Annotated in this window: 15 protein-coding genes; 2 read left to right on the top strand and 13 right to left on the bottom strand. The window is 64.6% G+C overall.

What is annotated here, in order from left to right; genetic code table 11:
• Positions 1 to 72 precede the first annotated feature (72 nt).
• The 11 genes from ACVIGB_RS22800 to ACVIGB_RS22750 all read right to left on the bottom strand — a co-directional run bounded on the left by ACVIGB_RS22800 (position 73) and on the right by ACVIGB_RS22750 (position 10353).
• Positions 73 to 1038, bottom strand: a complete 966-nt coding sequence (locus tag ACVIGB_RS22800) for a LysR family transcriptional regulator (RefSeq protein WP_092124373.1) — start codon at positions 1036 to 1038, stop codon at positions 73 to 75.
• Between the two features lie 211 nt (positions 1039 to 1249).
• Entirely contained in the window at positions 1250 to 2227 is a 978-nt protein-coding gene (locus ACVIGB_RS22795) for a 5-oxoprolinase subunit C family protein (RefSeq protein WP_456720951.1), read from the bottom strand.
• On the bottom strand, positions 2217 to 3092 hold the full coding sequence (locus ACVIGB_RS22790) for a 5-oxoprolinase subunit B family protein (RefSeq protein WP_092124374.1): 876 nt from the start codon (positions 3090 to 3092) through the stop codon (positions 2217 to 2219). The genes ACVIGB_RS22795 and ACVIGB_RS22790 overlap by 11 nt, the downstream gene beginning before the upstream one ends.
• A gap of 43 nt (positions 3093 to 3135) precedes the next feature.
• The gene (locus ACVIGB_RS22785) at positions 3136 to 4536 is read right to left on the bottom strand and encodes an acetyl-CoA carboxylase biotin carboxylase subunit (RefSeq protein WP_456720952.1); all 1401 of its coding nucleotides are present in this window, start codon (positions 4534 to 4536) and stop codon (positions 3136 to 3138) included.
• A 14-nt stretch (positions 4537 to 4550) separates the two neighbouring features.
• Entirely contained in the window at positions 4551 to 4793 is a 243-nt protein-coding gene (locus ACVIGB_RS22780; RefSeq protein ID WP_021082329.1) for an acetyl-CoA carboxylase, read from the bottom strand.
• A gap of 38 nt (positions 4794 to 4831) precedes the next feature.
• On the bottom strand, positions 4832 to 5560 hold the full coding sequence (locus tag ACVIGB_RS22775) for a LamB/YcsF family protein (protein WP_092124377.1): 729 nt from the start codon (positions 5558 to 5560) through the stop codon (positions 4832 to 4834).
• 89 nt (positions 5561 to 5649) lie between these two features.
• Positions 5650 to 6837 carry an ABC transporter substrate-binding protein gene (locus ACVIGB_RS22770; protein WP_456720953.1) on the bottom strand — a complete coding sequence of 396 codons (1188 nt, stop codon included), beginning with the start codon at positions 6835 to 6837 and terminating at the stop codon, positions 5650 to 5652.
• Positions 6838 to 6867: 30 nt separating this feature from the next.
• Positions 6868 to 7941 (bottom strand): branched-chain amino acid ABC transporter permease, encoded by a 1074-nt coding sequence (locus tag ACVIGB_RS22765; RefSeq protein ID WP_456720954.1) that lies wholly within the window; start codon positions 7939 to 7941, stop codon positions 6868 to 6870.
• 3 nt (positions 7942 to 7944) lie between these two features.
• Positions 7945 to 8859 carry a branched-chain amino acid ABC transporter permease gene (locus ACVIGB_RS22760; protein WP_092124380.1) on the bottom strand — a complete coding sequence of 305 codons (915 nt, stop codon included), beginning with the start codon at positions 8857 to 8859 and terminating at the stop codon, positions 7945 to 7947.
• A gap of 1 nt (position 8860) precedes the next feature.
• A complete protein-coding gene (locus ACVIGB_RS22755; RefSeq protein ID WP_092124381.1) occupies positions 8861 to 9583 on the bottom strand; it encodes an ABC transporter ATP-binding protein in 723 nt (240 codons plus the stop codon).
• The gene (locus tag ACVIGB_RS22750; protein WP_456720955.1) at positions 9580 to 10353 is read right to left on the bottom strand and encodes an ABC transporter ATP-binding protein; all 774 of its coding nucleotides are present in this window, start codon (positions 10351 to 10353) and stop codon (positions 9580 to 9582) included. Before ACVIGB_RS22750 ends, ACVIGB_RS22755 begins: the two co-directional genes overlap by 4 nt.
• 100 nt (positions 10354 to 10453) lie before the next feature.
• Here ACVIGB_RS22750 and ACVIGB_RS22745 point away from each other — a divergent pair, with 100 nt between their 5' ends.
• Both ACVIGB_RS22745 and ACVIGB_RS22740 read left to right on the top strand, forming a co-directional pair.
• Positions 10454 to 11374 (top strand): LysR substrate-binding domain-containing protein, encoded by a 921-nt coding sequence (locus ACVIGB_RS22745; protein WP_176533312.1) that lies wholly within the window; start codon positions 10454 to 10456, stop codon positions 11372 to 11374.
• Between the two features lie 174 nt (positions 11375 to 11548).
• On the top strand, positions 11549 to 12202 hold the full coding sequence (locus tag ACVIGB_RS22740) for a TetR family transcriptional regulator (protein ID WP_456720956.1): 654 nt from the start codon (positions 11549 to 11551) through the stop codon (positions 12200 to 12202).
• 8 nt (positions 12203 to 12210) lie between these two features.
• On the opposite strand, the gene paaZ is transcribed toward ACVIGB_RS22740, so the two are convergent.
• Both paaZ and paaG read right to left on the bottom strand, forming a co-directional pair.
• Positions 12211 to 14238: a phenylacetic acid degradation bifunctional protein PaaZ gene (paaZ, locus tag ACVIGB_RS22735; protein ID WP_456720957.1), complete on the bottom strand. Its 2028-nt coding sequence runs from the start codon at positions 14236 to 14238 to the stop codon at positions 12211 to 12213.
• Positions 14239 to 14341: 103 nt separating this feature from the next.
• On the bottom strand, positions 14342 to 15145 hold the full coding sequence (gene paaG, locus ACVIGB_RS22730; RefSeq protein ID WP_456720958.1) for a 2-(1,2-epoxy-1,2-dihydrophenyl)acetyl-CoA isomerase PaaG: 804 nt from the start codon (positions 15143 to 15145) through the stop codon (positions 14342 to 14344).
• Positions 15146 to 15218 lie beyond the last annotated feature (73 nt).

Here is a 15218-nt window from a genome sequence, read left to right as displayed (position 1 = left end):
GTCGTGTCCCCGGCCAAAGTTTGGCGAGGACTGCCGGACGGCGTCAAGTCGAATAAAACGGAAACAGATATTCTAGATTTCGATCGCCTCCTCGGCCTGGTGCCGGTGATCCATGCTGAGAGGAGGCCGGGCCGGCCCCACGCCTGCAACCGCAAAGCGCATGAAATCGCGGAACGCCATCGCGGCTTCCGACGGCCTGGTGTCGCGCCGCCAGGCAAGACCGATGTCCATGCTGGGCACCTCGTCCTCGATGACGCGGGTCTCGATCCGCTGTCCCTCCAGCGACCAGGGCCGGTAGATCAGGTCGGAAAGAATGGCGATGCCCATGCCGCCCGCGACCATTGAGCGCACGGCTTCGACCGAGGAGGTGCGGAAGATCGTGTTCGGTTCGAGCGAGGCGTTGCTCCAGTAGCGCATCGAGGTGTGCTTGGCCTCGTCGACGGTGAGCATGACGTAAGGATAGGTCGCGATCTCAGCGAGATGGACCCGCTCGGCACGGGTCAGCGGATGCTCGGGCGCAAGCCACAGGCGGCGCGGCGATCGCAGCAGCGTCTCGCTGGTGAGCTTGGCGTTGTCGCGCAGGTTCGAAACCAGCATCACCGCGAGATCGAGCGCGCCGTCGACGAGCGCGCGTTCAAGCACGTCACGCGGGGCCTCGAACAGCTCGATCGTGATACCGGGAAAGCTCGCCTGGAAGCGCTTCTGGTGACGCGGCAGGAAATAGCCCGACACGGTGTAGGTGACGCCGATGCGGACCGTCCCGAACAGCGGTCCCGCTGATATCTGCGTGTTCCGCACCGCTTCGGCGACGGCGGCGAGGATCTGACGGCCCTGCGACAGGAAGCGGCTGCCTTCCATGGTGACGGTCACGCCGTTCGGCGCGCGCTCCAGGAGGCGGGCGCAGACGGTCGCTTCGAGCTGCTGAATGGCCGCGGTGACCGCGGATTGCGAGACGTTGAGGTCGATCGCCGCCTGGCTGATGCGCCCGGTCTCGGCGGCGGCGACGAAGTAGCGGATCTGTTTCAGAGAAACGGACATCGCGGTTGTTCCGATGTTGCCTAACTCATGAGCGGTGTTTCTCAGCCCGGCTGCATTCGTTGCAACTCTCGTGCCGACAGGTGCAGAGCGCGCGGTGACGTCAATATCAGGCGCGAGAGGCCGCAACCGACAGCCTGAAGCCTGGAATACGCGCGGTCACCCCCGATCGGTGGCCGCGGTCTTTGGCGTATAGGGACGCGGCTGCCGGCGGCTACGCCAGCGCGTTGTGCAGCTTGCCCAGCAATTCCGACCGGCTCTTGCGGGCTGCAAGCGCCTGGTTCATGTCGACCTTGACGAACTTCACCGGCGTGTTGGGTTGCAGCTGGCCGATCAGATCCATGTCCGCGGCGATCACGGTCCCGACCATGAAGTAGCCGCCGCCGGAGACTGCATCACGATGCAGCACGATCGGCTCGGTGCCGCCGGGAACCTGGATCGAGCCGTAGGGATAGCAGGCATCGGTGATGTTGGACGGGTCGGAGCCGGCGCCGAACGGCGGTTCGCGCGGAACGAATTCGAGCGGCTTGCCGCCCTTGAAACGGTAGCCGATCCGGTCGGCTTCCGGCGCCACCTTCCAGGTGTCGGAGAAGAAGCCGTCGCCGGCCGCCTCGGTGATGCGGTGCCAGTAGAGACCGGGCATGGCGCGCAGTTCCGTCGGCATTCCCGCCGGTTGCCCGCGCAAATCCCTGGCAACGGTCCGTCCATCCTTGCCCGTCGCGGCGGCACTGCCGATTGGCAGTTCGTCGCCGGCTTCGAGCTTGCGGCCCTTGAAGCCGCCGAGCGCGCCAAGCGCGTAGGTCGAGCGCGAGCCGAGGACGACGGGCACGTCGATGCCGCCGGCGACCGCGATGTAGCCGCGCGCACCCTGCTTGAGGAAGTCGAAGGAGAGGATCTGGCCGCGCTTCACCCTGAAGCTGGTCCAGGTTTCGCGCGGCTCGCCGTCGAGTTTCGGCGGCAGCTCCGCGCCGGTGATCGCGACGGTCGCGTCCGCGGTGAATTCGAGCTCGGGTCCCATGAACACGGCCTCGAGCACGGCAGCGCCGGCGTCGTTGCCGACCAGCAAATTGGCTGCGACCAGCGCGTGACGGTCCATGCCGCCGGAGAGCGGGATGCCGATATGGTAGTAGCCCGGACGTCCGAGGTCCTGGACGGTGGTCGCAAGACCCGGCTTCAAAACCTTAACGGCCATGGAGAACTCCATCGAGCTTGGCGTTGTAGGCATCAACGTCGCGGTTGAACTCGGTCAGCGAGAACGAGACGTCGCGGATCACAGGCGCAAAGCGGCCGGCGTCGACGTCGGCGACTGCCGCGTCATAGGCCGCCCGGTCGATCGGCTTCCATTTCACGATGTCGCCCGGTTTGAACAGGCACATGAAGTCGCGCAAATAGCTGATGTTCTGGTTGGGATCATAGATCGGCATCGGCGTGATGCCGAACATCTGATAGCCGCCGGCGCCGCGCACCGAGTATATGCAGCTGAAGCAGCCGCCATGTCCGACAGTGAGCTTCGGCGTGTCGGTGCGCGGGCGCAGATATTTCGGCGCCTGAAGCTGCCGCTTGCGCTCGACCATCTGGTAGAGGAAGGGCAGGCCGGCGACGAAGCCGACCATCGAGACGAACCAAGGCGCGCTGGAATGCGCCTTGATGAAGGCGTCGACACTATCGAGGCCGTTGATGCGCGCGGCGTATTCGAGGTCGGTCCCGTTCGGATCCTGATGACGCTCGCGGAAGCGCATCAACGTCTCGTGCGTCCAGGGATCGTTGTACAGCACGGGAATCTCGATGATCCGGGTCTTGATCACCGGCTCCGATTTCTCGGATGCGGAATCCAGCCGCTTCAGCTCGGCCAGCAGATCGTCGGGCTTGATCTGATCCGGATCGAACTTGACCTGATAGGACGCGTTGGCCGGGCAGATCTCCGTGACGCCCTTGATCTTGGCGTCGCGCACCGCATTGGTGATGAAGAGGCTCTTGAAAAAGGCCTCGAGCGACATCGCTTCGCCGACCTCGGCGAAAATGTGCTCGTCGCCGCCGAAGGAAAATCGAGTTTGCATGACTAGCGGCCTCCTGTTGCTGACGGGGCGGATTCTCTCGCCATCATGGCGCGACCTTCGCGGCCGATGGCGGCTGAGCGGTGGCAAGGCCGGCGGCATGGGACTCCAGCCACGGTTCGAGCCAAGCCGTATGGAAGCGTCCGGCCTTGACGTCGGCGTCGCGCGCCAGCGCCTGGTGCAGGGGCTTTGTCGTGAAAATGCCCTCAACGCTGAGCTCGGCAAGCGCGCGCTCGAGCCGTCTGATGGCGCTCGGCCGATCCTTGTCGTGCACGATCAGCTTGCCGAGCAGACTGTCGTAGAACGGAGGCACCGTGTAGCCCTGATAGAGCATGCTGTCGAACCGCACGCCATCGCCGCCGGGCACGTTGAGCGCGCTCACCGTACCCGGATTGGGCAGGAAATTCCTGGCGGGGTCCTCGGCGTTGATGCGGACCTCGATCGAATGGCCGCTGACGCGCACCGCGTCCTGCTGGATGCGCAAGGGCTCACCGCCGGCGATCCGTATCATCTCGCACACGAGGTCGATGCCGGTGACCATTTCGGTGACGGGGTGCTCGACCTGGATGCGGGTGTTCATCTCGAGGAAGTAGAATTCGCCGGTCCTGTCGTCGTAGAGATATTCGAGCGTTCCGGCGCCACGGTAGTTGACTGCCTTGGCCAGCGCCACCGCGGACGTGCAAAGCTTTTCACGCACCGCTCGGGTGAGCGAGGGCGAGGGGGCCTCTTCCCAGACCTTCTGGCGGCGCCGCTGCAACGAGCATTCGCGCTCGAAGCAATGGATCACGTCGCGTCCATCGCCGAGCACCTGGACCTCGATGTGCCGCGCGCCTTCGATCAGCTTTTCGACGTAGAGCCCGCCGTCGCCGAAGGCCGCGAGCGCCTCGGCCTGCGCCTGCGGCATCAGATGGTGGAATTCCTCGGCGGACCGTGCGATGCGAATGCCGCGCCCGCCGCCGCCGGCGGCGGCCTTGATCATGACAGGGAAACCGGTTTTCTCGACCAGCGCGAAGGCAGCGTCCGCCGACTCGAGCCGCCCCCGGCTGCCGGGGACGGTCGGTACGCCGGCCGAGGCGGCGGCCTCGCGCGCCGCGACCTTGTCGCCCATCAGCCGGATCGATTGCGCGGTCGGGCCGACGAAGATCAATCCGGCCGCTTCGACCGCGGCCGCGAACTCCGCATTCTCGGCCAGGAAGCCGTATCCGGGATGAATGGCGTCGGCACCGGTGCTCTGCGCAGCAGCGAGGATGACCGCCTGGTTGAGATAGGATTTTGACGCCTGCGGCGGACCGATATCGACCGACTGGTCGGCAAGTCTCACCGCGAGCGAATCCTTGTCAGCCTTGCTGTAGACCTGGACCGTCGCAATGCCGAGATCGCGCGCTGCGCGGATGATGCGCACCGCGATCTCGCCGCGGTTGGCTATGAGGAGCTTCTTGATCGCCATGGCTGGTCGGGGGCTCAAACGTCGATTTCGGCGATCGGCTGGCCTGCCATCACGGCATCCTCGTTCTCGGCCAGGAAGCGAACGATCTTGCCGGCGGCGCCGGCCTTCACCTCATTGAACGATTTCATCACCTCGATGAGTCCGATCGTGTCGCTCTCCGCGACGACGTCGCCGTCGTTCTTGTAGACCGGCTTGTCGGGGGCGGGCTTGCGGTAAAAGATGCCCGGGAGCGGCGAGAAGATCTGCTGCGTTGCCATGGTTTCCTCGTGGATCGTTGGTTTTTTGCCGCGACGGCTCAGCGTGCGGTGAGATAGGGACGAACCGCTTCGCGGACGGCCTCCGCGATGGCGACGGCGTTCGGCGTGTCGGAGTGAATGCAGATCGAATCGGCGCCGACCACGATGTCGTTTCCCGCCACCGTGCGCGTCTTGCCCTCGTTGACGGCTCTCGCGCATCGGGTGGCGGCGTCGGCCGGATCCTTCGCCTCGTGCTCGCGCGTGATGATCAGGCTGCCGTCGGCATTGTAGTCGAGGTCGGCATAGTACTCGGCGACGAAGGCGTGGCCGCGGCGCTCATAGACCTGCTGGTGCAGCGTTCCCTTCATGCCGAGCAGCGGCACCTTGTAGACATCGGCGGCGTCAGCCACAGCTTCGGCGATGTCCTCGTTGCGCGACGCCATGCCGTAGAGCGCACCGTGCGGCTTGATATGATTGAGCGCCATGCCTTCGGCATCCAGGAACGCCTTGAGGGCGCCGATCTGGTAGAGCAGGCAGTTGGTCAACTCCTCGCGGCCGATCTTCATCTCCCGGCGGCCAAATCCCTGCAGATCGGGCAACGAGGGATGCGCGCCGACCTTGACGCCGAATTGCTTGGCGAGCTGCACGGTCTTGCGCATGTGGTTGAAGTCGGAGGCATGAAAGCCGCAGGCGACGTTAGCGACGTCGATATGGGGCATCAATGCCTTGTCGTCGCCCATCTTGTAGAGGCCGTAGGCCTCGCCCATGTCGCAGTTGATCACGACCATCTCCTGATTTCCTTCCAACTGGCTTTGCATACGACCGTCGCGGCCGCCCCGGGGTGCGTCTGGCGCACCCGGAGCGGCGCGTTGCCGGGTTACTTGGACACCAGATAATCGAGCGGGATCTTTTCCGAGATCGTCCATTGGTCGATCACCTTCGGCTTGCCGGCCTCGGTGTCGACGATCAGGTAACGGCCCTGGTTCTGGTGGTGAATGTCCTTGGTGAAGGTGCGCGGCCCGAACAGCGTGGCCTCGTCTTTCATCTTCTCGAGCTCGGCGACGACGGCTGCCGCATCGGTCGATTTGGCGCGTTCGACCGCCTTGGCCCAGACGTCGATCAGGACGTAGCCCGGATAAACGTACTGGCTGGACGGGTCGCCGCCGGTGACTTCCTTGTACTTCTTGTTGAACTCGTTGACCTTCGGGTTCGGATCGTCGCCGTAGACTGAGCCCTGCACGGGAACATAGAAGTTCGACAGATCCGGAACGGCGTTGATCCAGTAGCTGCCGTCGACGCCCGAGCCGTTGAGGATCATCGACTTGATGCCGGCGGCGCGGATCTGCTTGATGGCGGAGACGGCGCCCGGCATCATCGTGCAGAGCATGATGGCGTCGGGTTCCTTCGGCAGGCTCTTGATCCGCGTGATCTGCGAAGCGATCGAGGCATCGTCGTTCTTGAAGGTGTCGCTGCCGACCAGCTTGGCCTCCTTCAGGCGCGGCAGCATCCAGTCGAAGCCGTCGCAAATGCCCTTGTTGTAAACGGTCCAGCTGTCGAGCAGCCGATAAAAGCTGCGCGCGTTCTTCTTGGTGTACGCCCATTCCGACATGGTTGCGCCCTGCACCGGTGCCAGCACCGAGGCCGAGAACGAGAACGGGCCGACGCCGGGGATGCCGGCCTTGATCGATTCGGCGCAGAGGAAGAAGGAAACCTTGCCGGCGGCCTGCGCCTGCAGCGCCGCGGGTGCGCCGAAATCGTAGTCACAAGAGACGATCACGAGGTCGGCGCCCTGGTCGAGTACCGCAAGACCGGCTTTGGCGCCTTCGGCTTGATCAGTCTTGGTGTCGGCAAACACCGGCTTGATCTTCTTGCCGAGCAGACCGCCGGCCTTGTTGATCTCATCGATCCGGATCAGCGCCGCGTCCTGCGCCGGCTTGTCATAGGCCTGCATGAATCCGGATGCCGCGGTCGCAAAACCAACGACGATCTCGTCGGCCGCCTGGGCCGGTGTGAACCAGAGCGCGGATGCTCCGGCCAGAATGCCGAGTAATGTCGTAAAGCGCATATGCCACTCCTCCAATTTTACAAACGAGCGTCAGTGCAGTTCCTTCAGTGCGGTCTGGACCGGCCGGGTCAGGCGCCGCTGCAACGGCCATCGGCGCCAGGAGAACTCCCGGTTGCGGGTCAATCCCGTCGGCAGGTACATCAGGATCACGATGGTGATGATACCGATCGCGATCTCCTGGACGCCGTTCGGCAGGCCGACGGTGTGCCCACCCAGGCTGATGCCCTTTTCGAGATCACGGAACAGCTCGATCAGCACCGATATCGCGACCACGCCCGAGACCGCGCCGCTGAGGCTGTACATGCCGCCTACCACCAGCATCGACAGTGTGATGAAGGTGGTCCGCAGATAGAATGCGCCGGGATTGACGATGCTCAGGAAGTGCGCGTACAGCGCGCCGGCGAGCCCGATGATGAAGGCGCTGACGACGAAGGCGATCAGCCGTTCGCGGACGATGTCGATGCCGGAGGCGCTGGCGGCGACCGCTTCGTCGCGCGTGGCGCGCAGCGCGAGCCCCGAGCGCGAGTTCGAATAGAGATAGGCGATCGCGATGGCCACGGCGCCGCCGATCCATGCGGTCCAGACGTTCATGGTGGGCGGAATGCCGACGATCGAACCTTGTCCGCCCGTCACCGAATCCCAGTTCGAATAGACATTGTTGATGACGCCGAGCAGGCCGAAGGTCGCAATCGAGGCGGCAATGCCCGACAGGCGCATGATGACGCGCCCGACGATCAGCGCGAACAATGCGGCAAACAGGCCGGAAATCGGCGTCGCCACCCACATCGGCAGTTGCGCATGAAGCAGCCACACCGGCAGGCCCTTGAGCGTGATCGACTTCATGACGGGCGGAATGGTGAGCCAGGCGGTCATGTAGGCGCCGAGGCACATGAAGCTGATATGGCCGAACGACAGCAGGCCCGAATTGCCGACGAAGACGTAGAGGCCGACCACCACCATGATGTTGATGAACATCTCGACCACGGTGCGGTTGAAGGCCCGGCTGCCGAACTGATAGCTGAGGGCGGCCATGATGAGCAGCGCCACGATCAGCACGATCGGCGTGATGATCGTTTGCCGGATGACGGACGGCCGCTGCGACATCGATCAGACCCTCTGCTTGGCGGATTTCGGTGCGAACAGGCCCTGCGGCCGCACCAGAAGGACGACGATGACGGCGCCGTAGACGAACGCGTCCCGGAACACGCGGGCGTCGTGCGGCAAGGTCGCCTGGAACACGACGCTGGCGGCACCGATCAGGAAGCCGGCGGCAACGGCGCCGGGAATGCTGCCGAGGCCGCCGATCACGGTTGCGATGAACGCGATCAGCATCACGTTGGCGCCCATGCCGATGTCGGCGGTGCCGGAATTGGTCGCCAGGATCAGGCCGATCGCCGCCGCCAGCATGCCGCTGATGGCGAAGGCCAGCAGGATCACGCCGTTGGCGCGGACCCCGAGCATGCGCGCCATGGTGAAATTATCGGCCGCCGCGCGCATCTCGAGCCCATAGCGCGTGCGCTTCAGGAACAGGACGAGGATCACAAGCACGGCCAGCGTGATGATGATGGTCACGACCTGGAGCATCGGGATGTGGGCGCCGAGGACTTCGACCGGCAGGCCGAGGCTCGGCCACAGCGTGATCGACTTCGGCCGGCTGGAAAACAGCATCAGCAGGAGATGCCGGATGACGAAGCCGAGCGCGAAGGACGCGATCATCATTGTCGCCGGATTGGCGTTGCGGAAGCGTCGGAAGACGACGACCTCCGACAGGATGGACAGTGCGGCGCCGATCAGCAGCAGCAGCGGGATCAAGAGATAGAACGGCAGCTGGCCGGCAAACACGATCGCCGCCGCATCGATCGACGGCCACAGCATGGCGAAGACGCAAAAGGCGATGAAGTCGCCGTGGGCGAAATTGACGAGCCGCATGACGCCGAAGATCAGGGCGATGCCGAGCGCGCCCAGCGCATAGAGGCTGCCGAGGCTCAGCGCGTCGAAGATGATCTGGAGCAGCTCGCGCATCTCAGTGATCTCCGAAGCCGAAATAGGTCTGCTTCAGGCGATCATCCCTGACCATGTCAGCCGCGGGGCCCTCCAGCACGATGCGCCCGCCGCGGATCAGGACCATCCGCCCGCCCGTCATCATGGCGCGCGTCGAGCTCTGCTCGACGATCAGCAGCGTGAGCTTGCGCTGGGCCCGCAGCCGCAGCAGGATCTCGTAGACCTGGTCGATGATCTTCGGCGCGAGGCCCAGCGAGGGCTCGTCGATCGCCATGATGCGGGGCGCGGCCATCAGCGCGCGGCCGATGACCAGCATCTGCTGCTGGCCGCCGGACAGCATGCCCGCCGGGCTGTGTCGACGCTCGGCCAGCATCGGGAATTCCTGGTAGACCCGATCCAGGTCGCCGGCGATTGTCTTGCGGTCGGCGCGCATGCCGGTGCCGACCTTCAGGTTCTCCTCGATCGTCAGCGCGCCGAAGACGTTGCGTCCTTCCGGCACCAGCGAAAACCCGCGCCGGGCGATGTCTTCGGGCGCGGCACCGCTGATCCTTGCGCCGTCGATCATGATGGAGCCGGAGCCCGGCGGCACAACGCCTGCGATGGCGTTGAGCAGCGTCGACTTGCCGGCGCCGTTCGGGCCGGTCACGAACAGGATTTCGCCTTCGTCGACCGTCAATGTCACGCCGCGGAGTGCCGTGAGGCGCCCGTAGCTGACCGTGATGTCGTCGACGACGAGTGCGGTCATGACGCCACGGCCGCTTCGGCTGCGACCGGTGGAATCAATTCGTCGCGCTGCGTGCCCATATAGGCGTGCCGCACGGCATCGCTGTTGCGGATCTGGGCGGGCGGGCCGACTTCGATGATCTCGCCGGAATCGAGCACGAAGATGCGCTCGCAGAGCTCCAGCACGAGGCCGATATTGTGCTCGATCAGCAGCACGCCGACATTGAGCTCGGACGCGATCCTGCGGATGATGGCGGCGAGCTCGTGGCTCTCGTGCTCCGACATGCCTGCCGCCGGTTCGTCGAGCAGCAGATATCGCGGTGTGCACATGATGGCGCGGCCGATGGCAACGCGGCGCTCGTCCGTATAGGGCAGCGCGCCGGCAATGCTGTTGGCGAGATGCGAAATGCCGAGCCAGGCCATCACCCGCTCGGCCTCGCTGATGGCGTCGGGACGGCCTTGGCCGAGGCCGACGCCGGTCACTTCCAGGTTGTCCATGACGGGCAGCTCGCGGAAAAGCCGGCCTGACTGGAAGGTCCGCGCCACGCCTTTGCGTCGCAGCATGTGCGCTGCAATGCCGTTGAGTGGTTCGCCTTCCAGCTCCACGGTGCCCGCGCCGACCGGCTGGAAACCGGTCAATACATTGATAAGAGTGGTTTTGCCGGCTCCATTGGGGCCAATCAGTCCGGCGATATGTCCCCGCGGCACGGCCAGTGTAACGTCGGACAGCGCTTTCAGGCCTTCGAATTGGACGCTGACATCGCGCGCGACCAATTCCAAACCTTCGGACATCATCCCAACGCCTTCTCACCCGGAACCGACCGATTGATCTTTCCGTTCCGTCGCGGGATTGTAAAATTCGAAATATCGTTCGCTGATATCGGAAATTTTTATGTCTCTGACGTTCCGTCAGGTTCGGCACTTCATCGCGACGGCGGAGAGCGGACGCGTTTCCGCGGCCGCGGCAGCTCTGAACGTGACGCAATCGGCGGTCACGTCGTCGATCAAAGCCCTCGAGGCCGAGCTCGGCCGCAAATTGTTCGACCGCCATTCCAACGGCGTGACGCTGACTTTTGACGGCCACGAGTTCTTGCAGCGCGCCCGCGCGATCGAGGCGAGCGTGTCAGATGCGACGCGGGGGCCTCATCGCTGGGGGACCCAGGTCGACGGCACCGTGGACGTGGCCGTGAGCTATACCGTTGCCGGATATTTCCTGCCGCCGTTGCTGACGCGGTTCTGGCGGTCCTTCCCGGGCATCACGGTCCGGCTGCACGAGTTTCAACGTGATGCGATCGAGCAGAGCCTGATCAGCGGCAGCGTCGATGCGGCCATCATGCTGATCGCGAACCTGCATGACCGGCACTCCATTCGCTCGCGGCTGCTGTTGCGCTCGGCGCGTCGCTTGTGGACATGCGTTAATCATCCGCTGCTGCGCAAGGACAACATCAAGCTAACTGACCTCGCGAGCGAGCCTTATCTGATGTTGACCGTTGATGAGGCCGAGCGCTCCGCAATGCGCTACTGGCAGCATACGGCGCACGTGCCCAACGTCATCTTCCGCACCCTGTCGGTGGAGGCCGTCCGCAGCATGGTCGCGACCGGGATGGGGATCACCATCCTGTCGGACATGGTCTACCGTCCCTGGTCGCTCGAGGGACATCGCATCGAGCTCAAGACGCTTGATGACGACGTCCATACCATGGATGTCGGGCTTGCCTGGAAGGGCAACGCGACGCTCTCACCGGCGGCCCGCGCCTTCTGCGAGTTCGTCGCCCATTCCTATCCCGGATCGGAGCCGTTCAAGCTCGACTAGCGGCCCGGAGAGGCGCCATTCCAACTCAGCCATGGAATTATTCGACCGGATGGTCAATAAATGCTGGTTCGGACGCGGCCCGGCGGAAGCAGGGCGGTGGTCCCGGAATTTTGCCGTCATTTGATTCACATCTCTGGACGAGAGCCGAATACCCGGCCGAGGGAACCGAAAGACATGGCCCGATCGCGTGCCAAGGACTACGACGACAAGCGCCTCTCGATGCTGCATCGCTCGGCCGAGCTGTTTGCCGTATCGGGCTATGTCGGCACGTCGATGAACACGATCGCGGATGCGTGCGGTGTCTCGAAGGCGCTGCTCTATCACTATTATCCCGACAAGGAGGCGATCCTGTTCGATATCCTGTCGTCGCATCTCGAGAAGCTGGTGGCGGCGGTTCGGAAGGCGAGCGCACAGGCCGGCGATCCGGTCGAGCGCTTCCGAACGATCGTTGCGACCCTGCTCGAGCTCTACCGGCATGCCGACGCCGAGCATCAGGTCCAGATTGCTAGTCTCAAGCTGTTGCCGAAAGACAAGCAGCAGCCGCTGCTTGCGAGCGAGCGGATCCTGGTCGGGATCATGTCGGATGCGCTGGCCGCGGCCGTGCCGGCGGCGAAGCAGAAGCGCGTCCTCAAGCCGCTGACGATGAGCGTGTTCGGCATGCTGAACTGGCATTATATGTGGTTTCGCGAGGGCGGCCCGATGACCCGCGCCGAATATGCCGACTTCGTCGCGCAATTGGTGTTGGCCGGTGCCGCGGATGCGGCCGTCAGTCGGCCACGCAGCAAGGCAAAGCCCGCCGGCCGAAGCCGGCAGGCCGCGTTGCTCTGAGTTGCGCGTTACGTCCGCATCGCGTTCATCGTCAGAAGTTCATATGTCGCCGCGGTCTCGCCGGCCCCGGTCGTGATCTCGACATCCCAGCGCACCTCGCCATACTGTTTGTTGCGGGGCGTCTTCTCCTTCGCGGTCAGCCGCACCTGGATCTGTTCGCCAGGCTGGACCGGTTTGACGAAGCGCAGGCTATCGAGGCCGTAATTCGCCAACACCGGCCCGTAGTCGGGATCGACGAACAGGCCGGCCGCAAACGACAGCAGCAGGTAGCCATGCGCGACGCGGCCCGGGAAGAACGGATGTCCCTTGGTCGCTTCTTCGTCCATATGGGCGTAGAAGGTGTCGCCCGTGAAATGCGCGAAGTGCTCGATGTCGTCGAGCGTGATCTGCCGCGCCTTCGAGACCAGCGTGCGCCCGATCTCGAGATCGTCGTAGTGATAGCGGAACGGGTGCAGATCACCTTCGAGCATCGGGCTGCCCTTGGACCAGCGGCCGGTGACGCCGCTCAGCATGCGAGGGGAGCCCTGCAGCGCGGTGCGCTGCATGTAGTGCTGGAGACTGCGGATGCCGCCGAGTTCCTCGCCGCCGCCGGCGCGGCCCGGTCCGCCGTGAACCATCTGCGGCATTGGCGAGCCGTGTCCGGTGTGCTCGGCCGCGCAGTCGCGATCGATGATCGCGACACGGCCGTGAAAGCTGCCGATGCCGAACGCGAGCTCGGTCGCGGTCGGAATGTCGTGGGTGTAGACGGATGCGACCAGGCTGCCACCGCCGCGATTGGTCAGCGCGATGGCCTGGTCCAGATCGTCATAGCCCATCACGGTGCAGACCGGCCCGAACGCCTCGATCTCGTGGACCGCGGTTGCGGCGAGCGGCTTCGCGCAATGCAGCAGCAGCGGCGGAATGAACGCGCCGCGCTTCGCGTCGGCGTCGATCAGCTGGAAGCTGTCGGGATCGCCGGCCACCAATTCGGCCTCGGTGCGAAGCCTCGCCACGTGAGCAAGCACATCGCTGCGTTGGGCAAGGCCGACCAGCGGTCCCATCCTGACCTTCTCGTTCTCGGGATTGCCGATCGTGACCTTGGCGAGACGCTCGCGCAGCGCCGTGATGACGGCGTCGATCTGCGCTGCCGGCGCCAATGCGCGGCGGATCGCGGTGCATTTCTGCCCGGCCTTGACCGTCATCTCCTTCGCCACCTCCTTGATGAAGAGGTCGAACTCCGGGCTTCCCGACACGGCGTCCGGCGCGAGGATCGCGGCGTTGAGCGAATCCCGCTCGGCGATGAACCTGACGGCCTCGCGCGCGATGACCGGATGCCGTTGCAGCTTTTGCGAGGTGTCGGCCGAGCCCGTAAAGGACACTACATCCTGGCAGGTGAGGTGGTCGAATAGGTCGCCGGTCGATCCGACGATGAACTGCAGCGCACCGTCCGGCAGCACGCCGGATTCGGTGATCATCCGGACCAGTTCGTAGGCGACATAGGAGGTGACGGTCGCGGGCTTGGTGACGACGGGAACGCCGGCGAGCAGCGCGGGCGCCAGCTTCTCCAGCATGCCCCAACACGGGAAGTTGAACGCGTTGATATGCACCGCGACACCGCGCAACGGCGTGACGATATGCTGGCCGGCGAACGCGCCGCCCTTGGAGAGCCCCTCGACGTTGCCGTCGAGCAGGTATCTGGTGTTCGGAAGCTCGCGGCGTCCCTTGCTGGCATAGGCGAACAGCGTGCCAATGCCGCCATCGACGTCGATCATGGCGTCGGTGCGGGTTGCCCCCGCATGGAGCGACAGTTTGTAAAGCCGCTCCTTGTGCTGGCTCAGATAGTCGGCCAGCGTCTTGAGCAGGCTCGCGCGCTGATGGAACGACAGCTTGCGGAGATTCTTGCCACCGACCGCGCGGCCATAGGCGAGGATTTCGCGCATGTCGAGATCGCTTCTGGTCGCGAGCGCCACCACATCGCCGGTGACTGCGCTGTGAATCTCGGCGGCCGGTTCGCCGGAACCGGTCCAATGTCCACGGACGAAGCTGTTGAGCTTCATGACGGACTCTCCCGCTCGCGGGCCGCCGGATGGTGGCTGTGTCATTGAAATCGAACCCTTTGACCTGTGATCTATGTTGCGTCTTGCCGTGGCGGCGGAATGTTCAATTCTGCGTCCAGGCGCGTCCGACGAACCGCGGCGCGCGCTTCTCGAGGAACGCGGTCACGCCCTCAGCGAAATCCGAGGTCCGCCCGGCGCGGCCCTGGAAATCGCGCTCGAGGTCGAGCTGCGCGTCGAGTGTGTTGGTCTCGGACGCATCGAGCGCCTGCTTGATCAGCGCCAGGCCATCCGTGGGTTGCGTCGCGAGGTTGGCGGTGAGGGCGTGAGCCTCGGTCATCAGATCCGCATCCTCAACCATCTTCCAGATCATGCCCCATGACTGCGCCTGTTCTGCGGAGACAGGCTCGGCCAGCAGGGTCAAGGCACGCGCCCGGGCAGGTCCGACCAGCCGCGGCAGGAACCAGGTGCCACCGGAATCCGGGACCAGGCCGAGCTTGGCGAAGGCCTGAATGAACTTGGCCGACCGTGCGGCGATCACGATGTCGCAGGCAAAGGCGACGTTGGCGCCGGCGCCGGCCGCGACGCCGTTGACCGCGCACACGACCGGCATCGGGACGCTGCGCAGCTTGCACACCAGCGGGTTGTAGAATTTTTCAATTCGCACGGAGAGATCCGGCGTCTCGCCCGGCGTGAACACGCCGTCCGAAAGATCCTGGCCGGCGCAGAATCCGCGTCCGGCCCCGGTCAGGATCAGCGCGCGGCAGGACCTGTCCTGTTCGGCGTCCGTCAACGCGGTGAGCAAGGCGGTGTGCAGCTCGGCGCTGAATGAATTCAGGCGATCGGGCCTGTTGAGCGTCAGGACGCGATATCCGTCGCGGATATCGGTCAACACCATATCGCTGACCATGATTACCTCCCGTTGCGGCTTCTGATGACCGAGGGTCGCGTGGCCTGCGACCGGATTACTATTGACCGTCCGG

The organism is Bradyrhizobium sp. USDA 4341, assembly GCF_054063755.1.
Note: the sequence above shows the minus strand (reverse complement) of the source record. Positions and strands in the feature narration are given on the sequence as shown.